Annotated in this window: 17 protein-coding genes; 14 read left to right on the plus strand and 3 right to left on the minus strand. The window is 47.0% G+C overall.

What is annotated here, in order from left to right:
• The first annotated feature begins 83 nt into the window (after positions 1 to 83).
• The 3 genes from L3Q72_RS00260 (at position 84) to L3Q72_RS00270 (ending at position 4,530) form a co-directional block, all read left to right on the plus strand.
• Positions 84 to 3,206, plus strand: a complete 3,123-nt coding sequence (locus tag L3Q72_RS00260; protein ID WP_342752145.1) for an ABC transporter substrate binding protein — start codon at positions 84 to 86, stop codon at positions 3,204 to 3,206.
• A 103-nt stretch (positions 3,207 to 3,309) separates the two neighbouring features.
• Positions 3,310 to 4,035, plus strand: a complete 726-nt coding sequence (locus L3Q72_RS00265) for a class I SAM-dependent methyltransferase (protein WP_275132050.1) — start codon at positions 3,310 to 3,312, stop codon at positions 4,033 to 4,035.
• A gap of 105 nt (positions 4,036 to 4,140) precedes the next feature.
• The gene (locus L3Q72_RS00270; protein ID WP_275130711.1) at positions 4,141 to 4,530 is read left to right on the plus strand and encodes a hypothetical protein; all 390 of its coding nucleotides are present in this window, start codon (positions 4,141 to 4,143) and stop codon (positions 4,528 to 4,530) included.
• A gap of 39 nt (positions 4,531 to 4,569) precedes the next feature.
• Here the strand turns inward: L3Q72_RS00270 and uspA are convergent, their stop codons facing one another.
• On the minus strand, positions 4,570 to 4,995 hold the full coding sequence (gene uspA / locus L3Q72_RS00275; RefSeq protein ID WP_275130712.1) for a universal stress protein UspA: 426 nt from the start codon (positions 4,993 to 4,995) through the stop codon (positions 4,570 to 4,572).
• Positions 4,996 to 5,182: 187 nt separating this feature from the next.
• Between uspA and ftnA the strand changes: the two genes are divergently transcribed.
• From ftnA to L3Q72_RS00290, 3 genes are all read left to right on the plus strand, one after another.
• Entirely contained in the window at positions 5,183 to 5,713 is a 531-nt protein-coding gene (gene ftnA / locus L3Q72_RS00280) for a non-heme ferritin (RefSeq protein ID WP_275130713.1), read from the plus strand.
• 68 nt (positions 5,714 to 5,781) lie between these two features.
• Positions 5,782 to 6,105, plus strand: a complete 324-nt coding sequence (uspB, locus tag L3Q72_RS00285; protein WP_275130714.1) for a universal stress protein UspB — start codon at positions 5,782 to 5,784, stop codon at positions 6,103 to 6,105.
• A 133-nt stretch (positions 6,106 to 6,238) separates the two neighbouring features.
• Complete coding sequence (locus L3Q72_RS00290; protein ID WP_275130715.1) at positions 6,239 to 7,426, plus strand: NAD(P)/FAD-dependent oxidoreductase; 1,188 nt, start codon at positions 6,239 to 6,241, stop codon at positions 7,424 to 7,426.
• Between the two features lie 27 nt (positions 7,427 to 7,453).
• On the opposite strand, the gene L3Q72_RS00295 is transcribed toward L3Q72_RS00290, so the two are convergent.
• On the minus strand, positions 7,454 to 8,083 hold the full coding sequence (locus L3Q72_RS00295) for a hypothetical protein (protein WP_275130716.1): 630 nt from the start codon (positions 8,081 to 8,083) through the stop codon (positions 7,454 to 7,456).
• 228 nt (positions 8,084 to 8,311) lie between these two features.
• On the opposite strand from L3Q72_RS00295, the gene L3Q72_RS00300 reads away from it, so the two are divergent.
• Positions 8,312 to 9,136, plus strand: a complete 825-nt coding sequence (locus L3Q72_RS00300; protein ID WP_275130717.1) for an HDOD domain-containing protein — start codon at positions 8,312 to 8,314, stop codon at positions 9,134 to 9,136.
• Here L3Q72_RS00300 and L3Q72_RS00305 read toward each other — a convergent pair.
• Complete coding sequence (locus tag L3Q72_RS00305) at positions 9,129 to 10,016, minus strand: DMT family transporter (protein WP_275132051.1); 888 nt, start codon at positions 10,014 to 10,016, stop codon at positions 9,129 to 9,131. The genes L3Q72_RS00300 and L3Q72_RS00305 overlap by 8 nt on opposite strands.
• 124 nt (positions 10,017 to 10,140) lie before the next feature.
• Here L3Q72_RS00305 and rmuC point away from each other — a divergent pair, with 124 nt between their 5' ends.
• The 7 genes from rmuC to tatC all read left to right on the plus strand — a co-directional run bounded on the left by rmuC (position 10,141) and on the right by tatC (position 16,219).
• Positions 10,141 to 11,655, plus strand: coding sequence for a DNA recombination protein RmuC (gene rmuC / locus L3Q72_RS00310; protein WP_275130718.1), 1,515 nt, complete (start codon positions 10,141 to 10,143; stop codon positions 11,653 to 11,655).
• Positions 11,656 to 11,693: 38 nt separating this feature from the next.
• Positions 11,694 to 12,476, plus strand: a complete 783-nt coding sequence (gene ubiE / locus L3Q72_RS00315) for a bifunctional demethylmenaquinone methyltransferase/2-methoxy-6-polyprenyl-1,4-benzoquinol methylase UbiE (protein ID WP_275130719.1) — start codon at positions 11,694 to 11,696, stop codon at positions 12,474 to 12,476.
• A gap of 7 nt (positions 12,477 to 12,483) precedes the next feature.
• On the plus strand, positions 12,484 to 13,089 hold the full coding sequence (locus L3Q72_RS00320; protein ID WP_275130720.1) for an SCP2 domain-containing protein: 606 nt from the start codon (positions 12,484 to 12,486) through the stop codon (positions 13,087 to 13,089).
• The gene (ubiB, locus tag L3Q72_RS00325; protein ID WP_275130721.1) at positions 13,086 to 14,720 is read left to right on the plus strand and encodes a ubiquinone biosynthesis regulatory protein kinase UbiB; all 1,635 of its coding nucleotides are present in this window, start codon (positions 13,086 to 13,088) and stop codon (positions 14,718 to 14,720) included. The genes L3Q72_RS00320 and ubiB overlap by 4 nt, the downstream gene beginning before the upstream one ends.
• 57 nt (positions 14,721 to 14,777) lie before the next feature.
• Positions 14,778 to 15,023 (plus strand): Sec-independent protein translocase subunit TatA, encoded by a 246-nt coding sequence (gene tatA / locus L3Q72_RS00330; RefSeq protein WP_275130722.1) that lies wholly within the window; start codon positions 14,778 to 14,780, stop codon positions 15,021 to 15,023.
• 3 nt (positions 15,024 to 15,026) lie between these two features.
• Positions 15,027 to 15,383, plus strand: a complete 357-nt coding sequence (gene tatB, locus L3Q72_RS00335) for a Sec-independent protein translocase protein TatB (protein WP_275130723.1) — start codon at positions 15,027 to 15,029, stop codon at positions 15,381 to 15,383.
• Positions 15,384 to 15,460: 77 nt separating this feature from the next.
• Positions 15,461 to 16,219 carry a twin-arginine translocase subunit TatC gene (tatC, locus tag L3Q72_RS00340; RefSeq protein ID WP_275130724.1) on the plus strand — a complete coding sequence of 253 codons (759 nt, stop codon included), beginning with the start codon at positions 15,461 to 15,463 and terminating at the stop codon, positions 16,217 to 16,219.
• The last annotated feature ends 223 nt before the right edge of the window (positions 16,220 to 16,442 follow it).

A 16,442-nucleotide genomic window follows, 5' to 3' on the forward strand; every position in this document is an offset into this window, starting at 1 on the left:
TCAAACATATTGAATCCCAAGAGTATATTTTAATGATAAGAGTGATACTATACTCTGCTCATTAATTCAGCGAGATAGATCCAGTGCGCAGATTTTTCATCTTCATTCTTGTTCTTTTCAGTTGCCTGCTGCAGGCAAAAGAGAAAGATGTGCTGGTTATGCATTCCTATCATCAGGGCTATTACTGGACGGATGGATTTCAGGAAGGATTAGAAAGGGTCCTGAAGCGGCATGATATCTCTCACCGTGTCGTTTATCTGGATACCAAACAGCATCAGAGCCCGGAATATCTCGAGCAACTTTACTCCCTCTATAAAGTCAAACTGGAGCGCGAATCATTTGCAGCCATTGTCGCCAGTGACAATAACGCGCTTAACCTGCTGGAGCGGCTAGCTCCTCAACTGGGTAATACTCCGGTCATCTTCAGTGGCATTAATGGTTATCACCCGGAAATGCATGCCAGCCTGAATGCGACAGGGGTGAGTTCCAGGATAGAGATAAAATCAAATATTGAGCTGATTAAACGTCTGCAGCCGGATGTGCAGAAAATTTTTGTAATCACCGAAGATACTGTGACCGGCGAAGCGATAAGAAGCACTTTCAATCAGTACCTTAACCAGAGTTCATTAGATAAGGGCCTGGTAAAACACTTTATTCCGGGTTCATATGAACAGCTGAAAGAGTTTGTCTCTGCCACTCCTGAACATTCTGCTATTATTTTCTGGGGGTACGACAGCCAAAAGAACGTTACTGATACCAGTGAAGAAATCGTTCGTGCGGCCAATAACCCTGTTTATATTTTGCACGAAAGGCGCTTTGGTGGCGGTGTCGTGGGTGGCTACATCAATAGCGGGGTTGCTCAGGGCAAATCAGCAGGTCAGTTGTTGGTTGAAGTTTTGCATAACCCCGGCTCAGCGTTACCTGAGATTCGAAATACCGTTCCCGAGCTAAAAATCAGCAGTAAAGCCGTTAAAATGTGGAACCTGCGGATTAACCGGGGCGATAGTGTTGTTGATGATACCGGCTCGTTAAAAGAGAGTTTTGCCGATAAGATTCAGTATATATTTATAGCCCTGCTCGCTCTTATCATTATTATTCTGGCATTGCTTTATTACCTGCAGCGATTAAAGCTGAGCGAGCAGAGAGCCCGGCAGAGTCAGTCCCTGCTTGAGTCTATTTTTGATAACAGCCACCAGTATATCTGTATTCTGGATCAGCACGGGCGTCTGGTATCCAGCAATAATAAATTCCATGAACTGCTGGTTGGTCACGGTATGAATCTGGACAGACCTATCTGGCAGCACAAAAACTGGGAGCAGGCCTGTGGCAGCCTGATGAGCGACTACTTTGCTACAACAGCTCCGCAGGACTCCATCCGCTTTGAAACAGAGATTTTTGACCTGAAGGCAGGCAGCAGGCTGCTTGATATTATTATTAACCCGTTGCCGGCTTCAACGAATCAGGAACTTCAGTACCTGATGGAGGGCAGTGATATCACGGCGGAAAAACTGGCAGAGCAGAAGCTGGTTGAGCGTGAGTCCAATATGCGAGCTTACTATGAACAGCAGCCGGTTATGATGATGACCCTGGATGAAACCAACCGTATTCAGGCGGCAAACCGCTTTACCGAAGAGCTGCTGGGTTACCGGGATATGGATATTCTTGGTCATTATCTGAGTCATTTTTATCTCGATGAGAAGTCCGCTCCGGCAAGGCAGATGCTGCTGAATCCAAAGCAGGCGATGAAAGATGTCTGGCGCCGGGAAATACGCTACCGGCATAAGGATGGCTCTACCTTATGGATTCGGGAGAATATACGTCCTCTTGAAGCGACAGGGCAATTGCTGATTGTGGGGGAAGATATTACAGAGATACACAGCCTGCATGAGCAACTGGAATATCAGGCCCGCTACGACATCCTTACCGAAGCATTTAACCGCAACCACTTTGAAGTTGAGCTGGAAGCGTCTCTGAATGAAGTCAGGGATCAGCTGCGCACTCACGCCATGCTCTATATCGATCTTGACCAGCTAAAAGTACTGAATGATACCGCAGGTCATGAGGCGGGTGACTCGGCAATTAAATTTGCCGCGACCATTATCGAGCAGATCCTGCCTTATAAGTCTGTTCTGGCGCGGATGGGTGGCGATGAGTTTGCTGTGCTGCTGAGGGATTGTACCGAGCTGGATGCCAAGAAAATTGCGAAGAGTATTATTCTCTCCCTGGGTTCAAACCCATTTAAATGGAATGACATTGTTCTGAACATCACCTGTTCTATCGGTATTCGTCTGATTGACCATACCGCAAGCTCAACGCAGATGATTCATGCTCAGGCCGATACAGCCTGTCATGCTGCGAAAGAAGAGGGGCGTAACCGCTTCCACCTTTATCATGTGGATGATGAAGACCTGCGTCGCCGTCAGCAGGAGATGGAGAGCGTTAACCTTGTGCATGATGCTCTGGCTAAGGACAGGGTTGAGCTCTTTGCCCAGCGCATTCTGAGTCTGACTGAAACCGATGCAGATGCTGATATCTTCTTTGAAATTCTGGTGCGTATTCGTGATGTGGAAGGGGAGTACATCTCTCCGGGTATCTTTATGCCAGCCTCAGAGAAGTACAATGTTGCGCATCTGATTGATAAATCGGTGGTAACCAAAACTCTGGCATGGTTTGAACACAATCCGGCAGTGCTGGAAAGACTGGGGGGCTGTGCGATCAACCTTTCCGGTCAGTCCATGGGTAACAGTGAATTTATCGGGTTCCTTATTGATGCCATTGAGCACAGCCTGGTGCCAGCAGAAAAGCTTTCAATCGAGATAACAGAAACTGCTGCAATGGGGAACGTAGACTCAGCTGTTGAGCTGTTTACCCGTCTGAAACAACTGGGCTGTCGCATCTCTCTGGATGACTTTGGTTCCGGCCTGTCATCCTTCGGCTACCTGAAAAAGCTGCCGGTTGATACGGTTAAGATCGATGGCCTGTTTGTGCGCGATATGCACAACAATGAAACCGACTTGATTATGGTCCGCTCTATCAATGAACTGGCTAAGCAGATGGGTAAAAAGACGGTGGCAGAGTTTGTTGAAAATACAGAAATCCTGGAGCTGCTGACAGAGATGGGAGTCGACTACGCTCAGGGCTATGTGATTGCCCGTCCTAAGCCGCTTCCGGAACTTATCGGTGAGTTACTGCCGGAACTGAGTTAGAATCGCGCAGCCTTCATTTACTGAACTTATATTTGCACCGGAGAAAATATTGCGTCTACAACTATTACCAGAATCCCCTGAACTTCAAGGTGAGCTTGAGCGAATTGCTGCTGAGTGGAATCTGGAGCATGATCCTGACAGCACCTTTGCCTTAGTCCTGACAGAGCAGAGGCTAGAGCTTCGTAAGACGGATGAACCAAAACTAGGTGCGATTTACGTGGACTTGGTCGGCGGTGCGGTAGGACACAGGCGAAAATTTGGTGGCGGTAAAGGTCAGGCGATTGCTAAGGCGGCGGGGCTGAATAAGGGTGTCACTCCAACTGTGCTGGATGGTACTGCCGGGCTGGGCCGTGATGCCTTTGTGCTAGCTTCCCTCGGATGTAAAGTTCAGATGGTGGAGCGTAATCCGGTTGTTGCTGCTTTGCTGGATAACGGTCTGAAACGGGCAAAGCAGGATCCTGAAATTGGCGGCTGGGTATCAGAGCGAATGACTCTGCTGCATGCTTCTAGTCATGATGCTCTTGAGAAACTGGCTCAGGATAAAGACTTTGCAGCTCCGGATGTGGTTTATCTTGACCCTATGTATCCGCACCCGGAAAACAAAAAGAAGAGCGCGTTGGTGAAAAAAGAGATGCGGGTGTTTCAGTCTCTGGTTGGCGCTGATACAGATGCCGATGGTTTGCTTAAACCTGCTCTCTCTCTGGCATCAAAGCGGGTTGTGGTTAAAAGGCCGGACTACGCAGACTGGCTGGCAGGGGAAAAACCGGCCATGGCCATTGAGACCAAGAAAAACCGTTTTGATGTTTATGTATTAGCCTCAATGGGTTAACTCGTTCCCGTTTTTATTGAGTGTTAAATCACTTGAAATCCTGTCACTCAGACGTATCATAACCAAGAATAATTCTCATTACGTGTTTTTTTTTGGAGTGACTGAATGACAAAGCGTTTATGTAAGCTTAAGCGTCATGATATTGCGGATAATCTCGGAACCATTCATAAGCTGGTGGCACAGCCTCGCTTTTTGTGCCGATCCTGTGCCCGCTCTTCCTCGGATAAATCTGTCTTGTGCAAACCGCACTCCATAAACCCTTCTCCTGAGCTTAAACCTGCAGAACAGCAGAGCCAGACCCTATCCGGAAAAGATATTAAAAAGTCGAAAAAAGCAGTTAAAAAGCAGAAAAAGCATCAGAAAAAGCTGGCAAAGGTGTTGAAGAAGCAGAGCAAACTTACAAAGAAACATCAGAAGCTTGAGAAGCAGTACGCAAAGATAAATCTGGCACTGCTGAGTTCCCAGGTAAACGAACAAACCCAACCGCTGCACTGAGACAGTGCAGCAACTGAGTTTTCCTTGGAGCTTAAGTCATTAGTCCTGTAGCGGCACTACCAGCATATCAACCTGTACGCTGTTAAGCAGTTGCTTGGTTGAAGAAAGAATCACACTCCAGAAATCCTGATGGTGACCACAAATCACCAGATCGACGTTTCTTTGCTTAATGGCATCTTTTAATTCATACCCTAAATCACCGCTTCCGACTAAAGTATGCTTTATCGGATAGTTAGCGTGATCTGCCAGATCATTTAACTGCTGCATGGAAGCTTCCATGGCATGGTTCTGAGTTTCCGCCAGGTTAATGTCGATAAGGCCTGTGTAGATCTCAGCGTAGTTAACATCAATATGGATAAATGAGACTTCAGCCTCTAAAGGCTTCGCAAGAGCCACGGCTTTTTCTATCAAAACCTTACTCTCTTCCGTAAGATCAACCGCTACTAGTATGTGTTTGTAACTCATAGTGCTCTCCGTTTAACTGCCTAAAATGATTAATACTTCTATAAGGTTAGCACCTGTTGCAGAGATTTTTTGTTGAAAGGATCTCATTATGCCTCAGGACTATTTAACAGCTTGGTAACATCCTTGTCAGAACGTGGTATATTTATAGTAAGACCAAAGGCGAATAAGTACCAAAAAAGGATTAGATATGCTTTCTCAAACCATGATCGATCAACTAAATGAGCAAATAAACCTCGAATTTTTTTCATCCAATCTATACTTACAGATGAGTGCCTGGTGTGAAGATAGAGGATTTGAGGGAGCAGCTGAGTTTTTGAAGGCTCATGCGACAGAGGAAATGGAGCACATGCAACGCCTGTTTACCTATGTCAGTGAGACAGGTGCAATGCCGATTTTAGGGGCAATTGAGGCACCGAGATTTGACTTCGAAAGCCTTGGGGAAGTGTTTCGTGAAACCTATGAGCATGAAAAGATGATTACTGAAAAGATCAACAAACTTGCTCATGCTGCGTTCACAACTCAGGACTACTCAACGTTTAACTTCTTGCAGTGGTATGTTGCTGAGCAGCATGAAGAAGAAAAACTGTTTAAGGGAATCCTGGATAAGCTGGAACTTGTAGGAGAAGACGGTAAGGCATTGTTCTTTATCGACAAGGATCTGGCAATGATGGCAAAAGAAGGTTCATCTTCGATAATGGATGCCAGCCCGGCTGAGTAATTCAGCGTAAAGGAAAAGACGTGCGATCATCTTTTTCTTGGCATCTGGGAAGATGTAGGGAGGACAAAATGATCAGTGGAGACACCGTTTTATTAGCATTGATGATAGTGGTGAGCTTGAATTTAGCACGCTATCTGACTGCTTTGCGTTCGTTAATTTTTATCATGAGAGAGGCTCATCCGTTGCTGTACCAGCAAGTGGATGGAGGTGGTTTCTTTACGGCTCATGGGAACGTAACTAAGCAAGTGCGCCTTTTCCATTACATTAAAGACCGGGAATATCTGCACCACCACGACCCGGTGTTTATCAAGAAGTGCACTAAAGTCAGAGAGCTCTTTGTTCTGTTTGTCTCCTTGCTGGGGGTTACCGTATTTGCTTCCTGGATTCTTTAGCTGAAGATGCTTTGGATGAAATAGTAAGGCAGTGAAATTGGCATTAGCGTGCTGAAAAGTTAAAATGGCCTTTGAATAAGGATGTGCGGGTTCGTGCATCCTTTTTGTTTGACTGAATACAGAGGTTGTTGTGGTGAGTAACAGAGTCGACGTTGTAATTATTGGTGCCGGAGCGGCCGGGCTGATGTGTGCTGCCGAAGCAGGAAAACGTGGGCGTAAGGTCCTGGTTCTGGATCATGCCAAGAAACCGGGCCGAAAAATTCTGATCTCCGGTGGTGGTAAGTGCAACTTCACTAACTACGACGTCAGTGCCTCGAACTACCTCTGTCAGAATCCGCATTTTGTAAAATCTGCCCTGTCTCAGTACACAAACTGGGACTTTATCTCACTGGTTTCCAAATATGGCATTGACTATGAAGAGCGCGACCATGGTCAACTTTTCTGCTTAGATTCAGCAAAACAGATTGTCAGCATGCTTCTTCAGGAGTGTCAGCTGGGTGATGTTGAGTTCCGGTATCAGGCCGATGTGCATTCTATCCAAAAAACGGAAAATGGCTTTAACCTGAATGCTGGTACAGAGCTGGTGGAGTGTGAATCTCTGGTTGTTGCCACTGGTGGACTTTCCATGCCAAAGCTTGGCGCAACACCGTTCGGCTACAAAATTGCTGAGCAGTTTGGGCTTTCTGTTATTCAGACAACCGCAGGGCTGGTGCCTTTCACCCTGCATAAAGAAGACAAAGAGCAGCTGGCTGAACTTTCCGGTATTGCCATACCTGCTGAAATAACCGCAGAAGACGGAACCAGCTTTAAGGAAGCGCTTCTGTTTACTCACAGAGGTCTGTCTGGTCCAGCTGTTTTACAGATTTCTTCTTACTGGAAGGCCGGTCAGAAGGTCACAATCAATCTGGTTCCTGAGAATGATGTTGAAGAGCAGCTTAACCGCTCCAAAGAGAAACATCCAAACCAGAGTCTGAAAATCACCTTATCCCGAATTTTACCAAAGCGCTTTGTGGAGCTTTTGATTGAGCGAAAAGAGCTTCAGGATAAGCCGCTTAAGCAGTTTAATCCAAAGGAATTGGAAGCAGTTGTTCACCTGCTTGAGAACTGGATCATTCAACCGGTTGGGACTGAAGGGTATCGAACGGCTGAAGTTACCCTCGGAGGCGTTGATACCAATCATATCTCTTCAAAAACCATGGAAGTGAAAGAGACCAAAGGGCTTTATTTTATCGGTGAAGTGCTCGATGTCACGGGCTGGCTCGGGGGGTTCAATTTTCAGTGGTGCTGGAGCAGTGGATTTGTGGCGGGGCAGTGGGTTTAACCTGCCCCGAACATTAAAACGGATTGATTATTCGGCTTTTTCTTTAACAGAGCAGCTCAGATTATATCTTGCGTGTTGAGCGGCAATGGTTCCTGATGAGTATGAGGAGTCCAGGCTGAACAGGCCGACAATCAGAGTGGTTTTAAACTGATCTACAGGGGATTCAGACTGTTTTTCATAACCACACGCATCCAGAATCTGGTTTCTGGACCAGAGCATGTCAGTGTAGGTAAACCCTTCTTTAATTCTTTTGCTTATTTCTTCTTTAACCGGCTCAGAGAGTGGATGTCCGGCTTCAGATAGCACAGCTTTGTAATCTTCGGTCACAGAGTCAGGAATGCCGGCGCTTGTCCCCAGGTAATACAGGCCTCCAAAGAGAACGCCAACAACCAGTAAACTGCTGCCCAGGATTTTTATCAGACCTTTATATCCGTCGCCTGCAAAAAAGCGAGGCCAGGTCAGAATGTAGTATGCCTCTACGATATAGCCAAATGCCGACTTAAAGTCAGGCTCCCGGTCATAACCTGAAGATGAGAGTTGTCCGATTTTTACTGCCATACCAATCAGCAGATAAATAACCGTCAGTAATGGCGCAAACCAGAAACCTAACAAAATCAGAACCAAAGGCCAGGTTATCGACCACACTTTATTTTTCATTCCGTACTTCCTGATAATTTACTTCAAATAAGCAGTGATGCTTTTTAACACAATATGCTTTTCCTTACTCCGTAAGGCAACAGTTACTTTGTTGTAAACGCAACTTGCTATGCTGTCAATCTGGCATACAGTTTGTTGTGTCACTGCACACAAGAGCCTAAAAATTACCCGCCCCCCTCCCTCTTTCTGACCTATATTTTATGTGTAGGATGGAAGCGGGGTGAGGGAATGAGTCAAGACAACATATTAGAAAAAGTAGATGAACTACCGAGGCTGGAAAAGGTTCTCCACGAAATTCTTGAAATGGTGAATCAGATTGACTTTGATTTTGATGAGTTGGCACTAAAAGTTTCTATGGACCAGATGCTTAGCACAAAGATGCTGAGGATGGCCAATTCAGCTCAGTTTGGGGGGCGCAGGGAAGTTTCTTCAATTAATGAAGCGATTGTCAGGGTTGGCAGTGATGCGGTGCGTACTCTGGTTCGTTGTTCGGTAATGTCTCAGGCTTTTCCTAAGCTTGAAACCCTCAGCCTGAAAGATTACTGGGCAAATACCTTCGAAGTTTCCATGATTGCAGGCCAGCTGGCACCAAAGGTGGGTCTTGATCCCAATGAAATATTTACCATGGGAACATTGCATAACATGGGGCTGCTGTTGATCCATACCAATGTGCCGGAAATGGCAAAAGAGATAACCAAGAGGGTCGAAGGGGGCGAAAAACCTTTTGCGGTTCAGAGAGAGGTTCTGGGTACCGATGTACCGACACTAGGAGCTAAGCTGGCCGAAGCATGGGATTTTCCTCCGCAAATGGTCGATGCTATCGCTCACTCACATAGCCCGGCCAAGGCTCAGGTCTCCAAGAAGGCGGCATTTCTTCTGCGTTTTGCCATTGATGTGCACAAAGCCTGGGACTCATTATTTGACAGAGACAAGGTAGTTTTTGTCACCAAGCACCCTTGTAGCAAAGTCTTCGGGTTCGGCCCGGAAATCTCGGATATGATTGATGAAATACGGGGCGAAGGTTATGAACTGGCCTATCAGATGTTTAGTTAGCCGGTTTTCGCTTAAGTTGCTGAACAACCAGGCCACTGACTATCATCACCAGACCGACAAGTGTGGAAAACGGAATTTCCTCACCGATAACGGAAGCCAGTAATATCAGAGAGATAAAGGGTGAAATAAAGATAAGGTTACTGATCCGTGCAGTGTTGTCCGTCGCTTTTAATGCGGACAACCAGAGCACAAAAGTTATTCCCATCTCAAACAGCCCGACATAAGTGACCGCCAGCCAGCCCTGATAGCTTGCCTGCCAGCTTTCCCCTTCATAAATACTAAGTGCTACGGCAAATGGCAGCGCTACCAGAAAACCCAACAGAACACCGATAACAGGATCGGCTTTGTTTTTAGTATTCAGAATCCAGTATCCCGCCCAGAGCAGGGTTGAAAGCAGGGCAAGACCCACACCAAGAGGGCTGTCGAACTCCAATGCCAGGATATCTCCTTTGGTGGCAATAACCACAACACCGGCATAACCGAGCAGACAGGCCAGCCAGTCCTGCTTACGGATTTTTTGCCCCAGAAACAGAGCGGCCATCAGGGTCAGAGTTATTGCCCAGCTGTAGTTTAACGGCTGAGCCTGAGAGGCCGGTAACAGGTCATAGGCTTTAAACAGAATCAGGTAGTAAGCCAGCGGATTAATCAGACCCAGAATCAGATAATAAAGCGGATTGGAGAAAAACGTATTCGCAAGCCGGTTTAACTTTCCCTGATAAAAGCAGATACCAGCCAGCGCCAGTGCAGAGACAGAGCTTGCCACCGTCAGCATCTGGATAGGGGTAAATTCCAGTAGCGTGAGTTTAAATGCCGTGGCCACAGTGGACCACAGCAGAACGGCTGAAATGCCCAGAGTTAATGCGCGTTTTTCGTTTTTCATCATGTTTACGTCTTAATGGAGAGGCACAGTTTACACTGAGGCCACAGCGAATTCTAAACATAACTATCTGGACATTTATCCAGTGGTTTCATACCATTTTAAAAAAACAGATTCAGGTTTCGTTATGCAGTGGATTCTCGACAATCAGACTTTGGTTATTGCTGTGACAGCAAGCACCCTATTTGGCGGGCTTATTTCGGGCTGGTGGGTAAGTCAGAAAATGGCATTCAGACTTGCCCTTTTAGAGCAGCAGTCAGAATCCGATCAGAAATTGCTACTGGGAAAGCTGGCCGACTTGGAAAAGGCGCTTGCTGAAAGCCAGGATGAACTGGATCAGCTGGATATTGAGCGTGATAAAGCGGCAATGGAGCTCAGGCAATCCCACGGCAAGCTGATGGCTGCGGTGGAGAAACTGCGTCACTTTGAGACGGTCAATCAGGAACGGCTTCACTATCAGCAGGAACTGGAAGGCTCAAAAGAGCAGCTGGCTCAGCTGCATGCCGATATCCGTGAGCAGGAAGCCCGTCATCAGGAAGAAAACCGGGCCAGTAAAGAAAAATTGCAACTACTGGAACAGGCAGAAGAAAGGCTGAAACAGCAGTTTGAGCAACTGGCAAACCAGTTATTTGAGGTGAAAACAGCCAGAGTGGATCAGCAGAACAAGCAAAGTCTGGAAGGTCTGCTGACTCCGCTGAAAGAGCAACTGGAAGGCTTTAAGAAGCAGGTGACCGACAGCTTTAGCTTTGAATCCAGAGAGAGGCATACTCTGGTGCACGAAATCAAAAGCCTGCAAAGGCTGAATGAAAAGATGGCGCAGGAAGCGGTAAACCTGACTCAGGCCCTGAAGGGAGACAACAAACAGCAGGGCAACTGGGGTGAAGTGGTTCTGGCCCGTGTTTTGGCCGAATCCGGATTAAGAGAAGGGCACGAATACCAGACACAGGTCAGCCTGCAGGATGAAGCAGGAAAAAGATATCAGCCCGATGTGATTGTTCATTTACCTCATGATAAACAGGTTGTCGTGGATTCCAAAATGGCGCTGGTAGCCTATGAAAGATACTTTAATGCAGAGCAGGATGAAGAGCGGGAGCAGGCATTAAGTGAGCATTTACTTGCGCTTCGGACCCATATTAAAGGCTTAAGTCAGAAGGATTATCAGAAACTGAAAGGTATCGAAAGCCTGGATTATGTACTGATGTTTATTCCGGTGGAACCCGCCTTTCAGGTCGCCATTGAGGCGGATCCAAGCCTGGTTAAAGATGCCATGGAAAACAACATCATCCTGGTCAGCCCTACCACCTTGCTGGTGGCGCTGCGAACCATAGATAATCTGTGGCGTAATGAAAGGCAGAACCAGAATGCTAAAGTCATTGCGGAAAGAGCAAGCAAGCTTTACGACAAGCTCAGACTGTTCCTGACCGATATGGAAGCCATCGGGCAGTCACTGGATAAGGCAAGCCAGAATTATCAGGGAGCCATGAATAAACTGACCACAGGCCGGGGCAACGTGATTCGTCAGGCGGAAAGCTTTAAAGAGCTGGGGGTGGAAATTAAGCGACCTATACCGCAGAGCCTGACAGAAATTACCCAAAATGAAGTGGTTACAGAAAGACATCCCATTGAGGATAAAGTAAACTGAACTGGCTCAATGAGAAAGTAACAAGACAGAACAGTAAAATGACAGATATGACCCTAGAATCAAATCCGGTTGTGGGCACAGATGAAACCACACACTTCGGATTTCAGACCGTAGCCAAAGACGAAAAAGTGGCCAAAGTTGCCGAGGTTTTTCACTCGGTAGCCACTAAATACGACATTATGAATGACCTGATGTCAGGCGGCATTCACCGATTATGGAAGCGCTTTACCATCGATTGCAGTGGCGCCCGTCCGGGACAGAGAATTCTTGATCTTGGTGGCGGTACCGGTGATCTGACGGCGAAGTTTTCCCGTATCGTCGGTGAAAAAGGTCATGTGATTCTGGCGGATATCAATAACTCAATGCTGAATGTCGGCCGTGACAAGTTAAGAGACTGCGGCGTTGTGGGCAATGTTCACTACGTTCAGGCCAATGCTGAAGAACTGCCGTTCCCGGATGACTATTTTGACTGTATTACCATCAGCTTCTGTCTTCGTAACGTAACCGATAAAGACAAGGCGTTACGCTCCATGTTCCGTGTGCTAAAGCCGGGTGGCCGCCTGCTTGTTCTTGAGTTCTCCAAGCCTCTGATTGAGCCGCTTTCAAAGGTGTACGATGCTTACTCTTTCCACCTTCTGCCTAAAATGGGCGAAGTGATTGCTAATGACTCTGAGAGTTACCGCTATCTGGCTGAGTCAATCCGCATGCATCCGGATCAGGATACGCTGAAAGGGATGATGGAAGAGGCCGGTTTTGAAAAAACAAGTTACTACAACCTGACCGGTGGTATTGTCGCACTGCACCGTGGATATAAATTCTGAGGAAAGCATGCCATTTGAACCGCTTGCAACGGCTGCTATTGAAACAGCATTAAACACACTGATTAATGACAATCCTGACCATGCAAGGCGTCTTCTGCGTCTTAAGGGGCAGGTTTTACAGATCCACCTGATAGAGGTGGACAAGACGCTGACCTTTATCTTTAGTCAGCAGGTCGATGTGCTGGCTGCCTACGAAGGAGAGCCAGACTGTTATCTTTCCATTCACCTGTCGGCACTGCCTGAGCTGAAGAATCAGTCTAATATTACTCAGTTGATCAGGCAGGAAAAAATCGAGCTGGAAGGCGATATCAAGCTGGTACAGAACTTCTCTCAACTGCTTGAAGAGATTAAGCCTGATATCGAGGAGTGGATCTCCCGCTATACCGGCGACATTGTTGCCCATACTTTTGTTCAGGGTGCCAAAGACCTTGCCTGCTGGGTGAAGCGCCAGGCGAAAAGACATGAAAACCACCTAGGTCAGGTGCTGACAGAGGAGTGGAAAATTGCTCCGCCTCCGCTGGAAGTGGCTTATTTCTGCGATCAGGTTGATGATGTAAAGCAACTGGCAGACAAGCTGGAAAGCCGGCTGAATAAGCTGTTGGAGAGAGTATGACACCAACAGAACTGAAAAGACTCTACCGAATTACCAAAGTTCAGCTTGAATACGGGCTGGATGAACTGCTCCCTGAGCATCAGCTGACCAAAGCCCCCCTTCTGGCGCGAAAAGCGCTGTTCTGGATTAAGAACAGGCATCAGGATAAGCCGCTGGGTGTCAGACTAAGGCTGGCACTTCAGGAGTTAGGTCCCGTCTGGATCAAATTCGGCCAGATGATGTCTACCCGAAGAGACCTGTTTCCTCCTCATCTTGCTGATCAGTTAGCCCTGCTTCAGGACAGAGTGGCGCCATTTGACGGTGAGCTGGCAAAGCAGCAGATGGAAGAGGCCTTAGGCGGCCCGCTGGAAAACTGGTTTACCGATTTTGATATCGAACCTCTGGCTTCCGCTTCTATTGCTCAGGTGCACACAGCCAGACTGAAAGAGAGTGGCCGGGAGATAGTGCTTAAGGTTATCCGCCCTGACATTCGTCCGGTTATCGATGCGGACATCAAGCTGATGTACCGGATGGCCCGGTTGGTAGCAAAGGCGACACCGGAAGCTAAGCGCCTGAAGCCGGTTGAAGTTGTACGTGAGTATGAAAAAACATTGCTGGATGAGCTGGATCTAAGACGTGAAGCCGCGAATGCGATTCAGCTAAGAAGAAATTTCGAAGGCAGTGAAGAGCTGTATGTTCCGGAAGTGATCCCGGATTTAAGCAGTGAATCCCTTATGGTGTCTGAGCGTATCTATGGCATTCAGGTTTCGGATATTGAAGGGTTGGAAGCTAACGGCACCAATATGAAGCTGCTGGCTGAGCGCGGTGTCAGTGTTTTCTTCACTCAGGTGTTCCGGGACAGCTTTTTCCATGCAGATATGCATCCGGGGAATGTGTTTGTTCAGTATGACCATCCGGAAAATCCGCAGTGGATCGGACTGGACTGCGGCATAGTCGGCACCCTGAACAGCGAAGATAAACGTTATCTGGCGGAAAACTTTCTGGCCTTCTTTAACCGTGATTACCATAAAGTGGCTCAGCTGCATGTGGATTCAGGCTGGGTTCCGGAAGATACCAATGTTCAGGAGTTTGAGTTTGCCATTCGTATCGTCTGCGAACCGATCTTTGCCAAACCGCTTTGTGAAATCTCTTTCGGTCATGTGCTGCTGAATCTGTTTAATACTGCGCGCCGCTTTAATATGGAAGTGCAGCCGCAACTGGTATTGCTGCAGAAAACTCTGCTCTATATTGAAGGTTTGGGGCGACAGCTGTATCCGCAGCTGGATCTGTGGGAAACCGCCAAGCCGTTTCTTGAAAAGTGGATGGCCAATCAGGTTGGCCCTCAGTCAATAATCAATGCTGTAAAAGAGAAGGCGCCATTCTGGACCGAGCGGTTGCCGGAGTTACCTGAGTTAGTCTATGACAACCTGAAACGAGGTCGCGAAATTGACCAGAAAATGGACAAAATATATCAGGGATACCGAGAATCGAAGCGGAACCATGGAAAAGCTAAATTATTCCTTGGAATTGGATCGACTCTCGTCGTATGCTCTTCAATACTTGTATTAGGTCCATTTAGCTACCTATCTGTAGGTAGTGGTATTACAGGTGTCACATTTTGGCTGTTAAGTTGGCGTACCTACAGCAAATAATCGGTACACTTAACGGATTAATTACTATGTTCAATCATTGTCCCTGAGGTATGTAGAATGGGTGGTATTAGTATCTGGCAATTGCTTATCATTGCTGTAATTGTTGTATTGCTGTTCGGAACTAAGAAGTTGCGTAATATGGGTGGCGATCTGGGTTCTGCTGTTAAAGGTTTCAAAAAAGCAATGAACGACGATGAGCCTGCGTCAAAAGAGAAAGATGCGGACTTTGAGCCTCAGAATATCGAACAGAAGAAAGAAGCGTCTTCTTCTGAAGAAGTTAAAAAAGACAAAGAGCAGGCATAAACCGTGTTTGATATCGGTTTTTGGGAACTGATACTGATTTCCGTTGTTGGTCTGGTTGTTTTAGGACCGGAGCGACTGCCTGTTGCCATTCGCAGTATTTCCAGGTTTATTAGTGGAGCTAAAGCGATGGCCAACGGTGTGAAAGATGAACTTTCCCATGAACTAAAGATTCAGGAACTGCAGGACAACCTGAAGAAGGCCGAAAAGATGAGTATGGAGGAGCTTTCTCCCGATCTTAAGGCTTCAGTTGAAGAGCTGAAACAAGCGGCGAAGGATGTACAGCGCCCGTTTGCTGATGCGGCCTCGTCAGCGGAATCTGCAGTTAAGCCTGAGTCTAAGACAGAAAGTAAAGCCGAGTAGTACAGAAGTAAGATATTCGGCGTTATAGTACTGGAGCTGCCGACGATGCAGCTCTTTTGTTTTTCCGCGAGGTTTATATGTCTTCGGTTGATCAGAACACGCAACCTTTAATCAGCCATCTTCTTGAATTAAGAAACCGCCTTCTAAGAGCATTGGCTGCTGTTCTTGTCGTTTTTATCGGTCTGATCTATTTTGCTAACGATATTTACGAATTTATCTCTGCTCCCCTGATTGAGCGTTTGCCCGAAGGGGCAACGATGATCGCAACGGATGTCGCATCTCCGTTTTTTACACCACTGAAGCTGACTCTGATTGCATCAATTTTTGTTGCTGTACCTTTTATCCTTTATCAGGTCTGGGCTTTTGTTGCGCCTGGCTTATATAAGCACGAGCGAAAGCTCATTATGCCGCTGATGTTTTCCAGCTCGCTCCTGTTTTATTGCGGCGTTGCTTTTGCCTATTATGTGGTATTTCCGCTGGTCTTTGGCTTTTTTACCGCCATCTCTCTGGGAGGGGTGGAGTTTGCGACAGATATTTCCAGCTATCTGGATTTTGTGCTGGCTCTGTTCCTTGCCTTTGGTATCGCCTTTGAAGTTCCGGTCGCCATTATCCTGCTTTGCTGGACCGGTGCAACAGATGTTCAGAGTCTGAAGGAGAAGCGCCCTTATATCGTTGTGGGTGCCTTTGTTGTGGGCATGATGCTGACACCACCGGATATGATTTCACAGACCCTTCTTGCCATACCTATGTGTTTACTCTTTGAGGTAGGGCTGTTCTTTGCTCGTTTTTATACTAAAGACAGAGATGAAGAAGAGGAAGAGGCAACTGAGGAGTAGTTCTTACCTCCTTCTACTGAGCTTGAAGGAATAAAGAATGGTTCTCCCCCTTTTGCGATCAAGCTAATTGGTCGCGGAAGTTTATAGAAGGGGGAGTTAGAGGGGGTTGGTTATGCTATGCATGGTTAAATTACAAAAGTTTAAGCTCATGAGAAACAACCCCTCCCAGCCTCCCCTTCGATGTTACTTCTTCGAAAATCCAGCCTTTCGAGGCTAAGGGGAG

Origin of the sequence: Vibrio sp. JC009, assembly GCF_029016485.1 — a bacterium.
Taxonomy (GTDB): Bacteria; Pseudomonadota; Gammaproteobacteria; order Enterobacterales; family Vibrionaceae; genus Vibrio.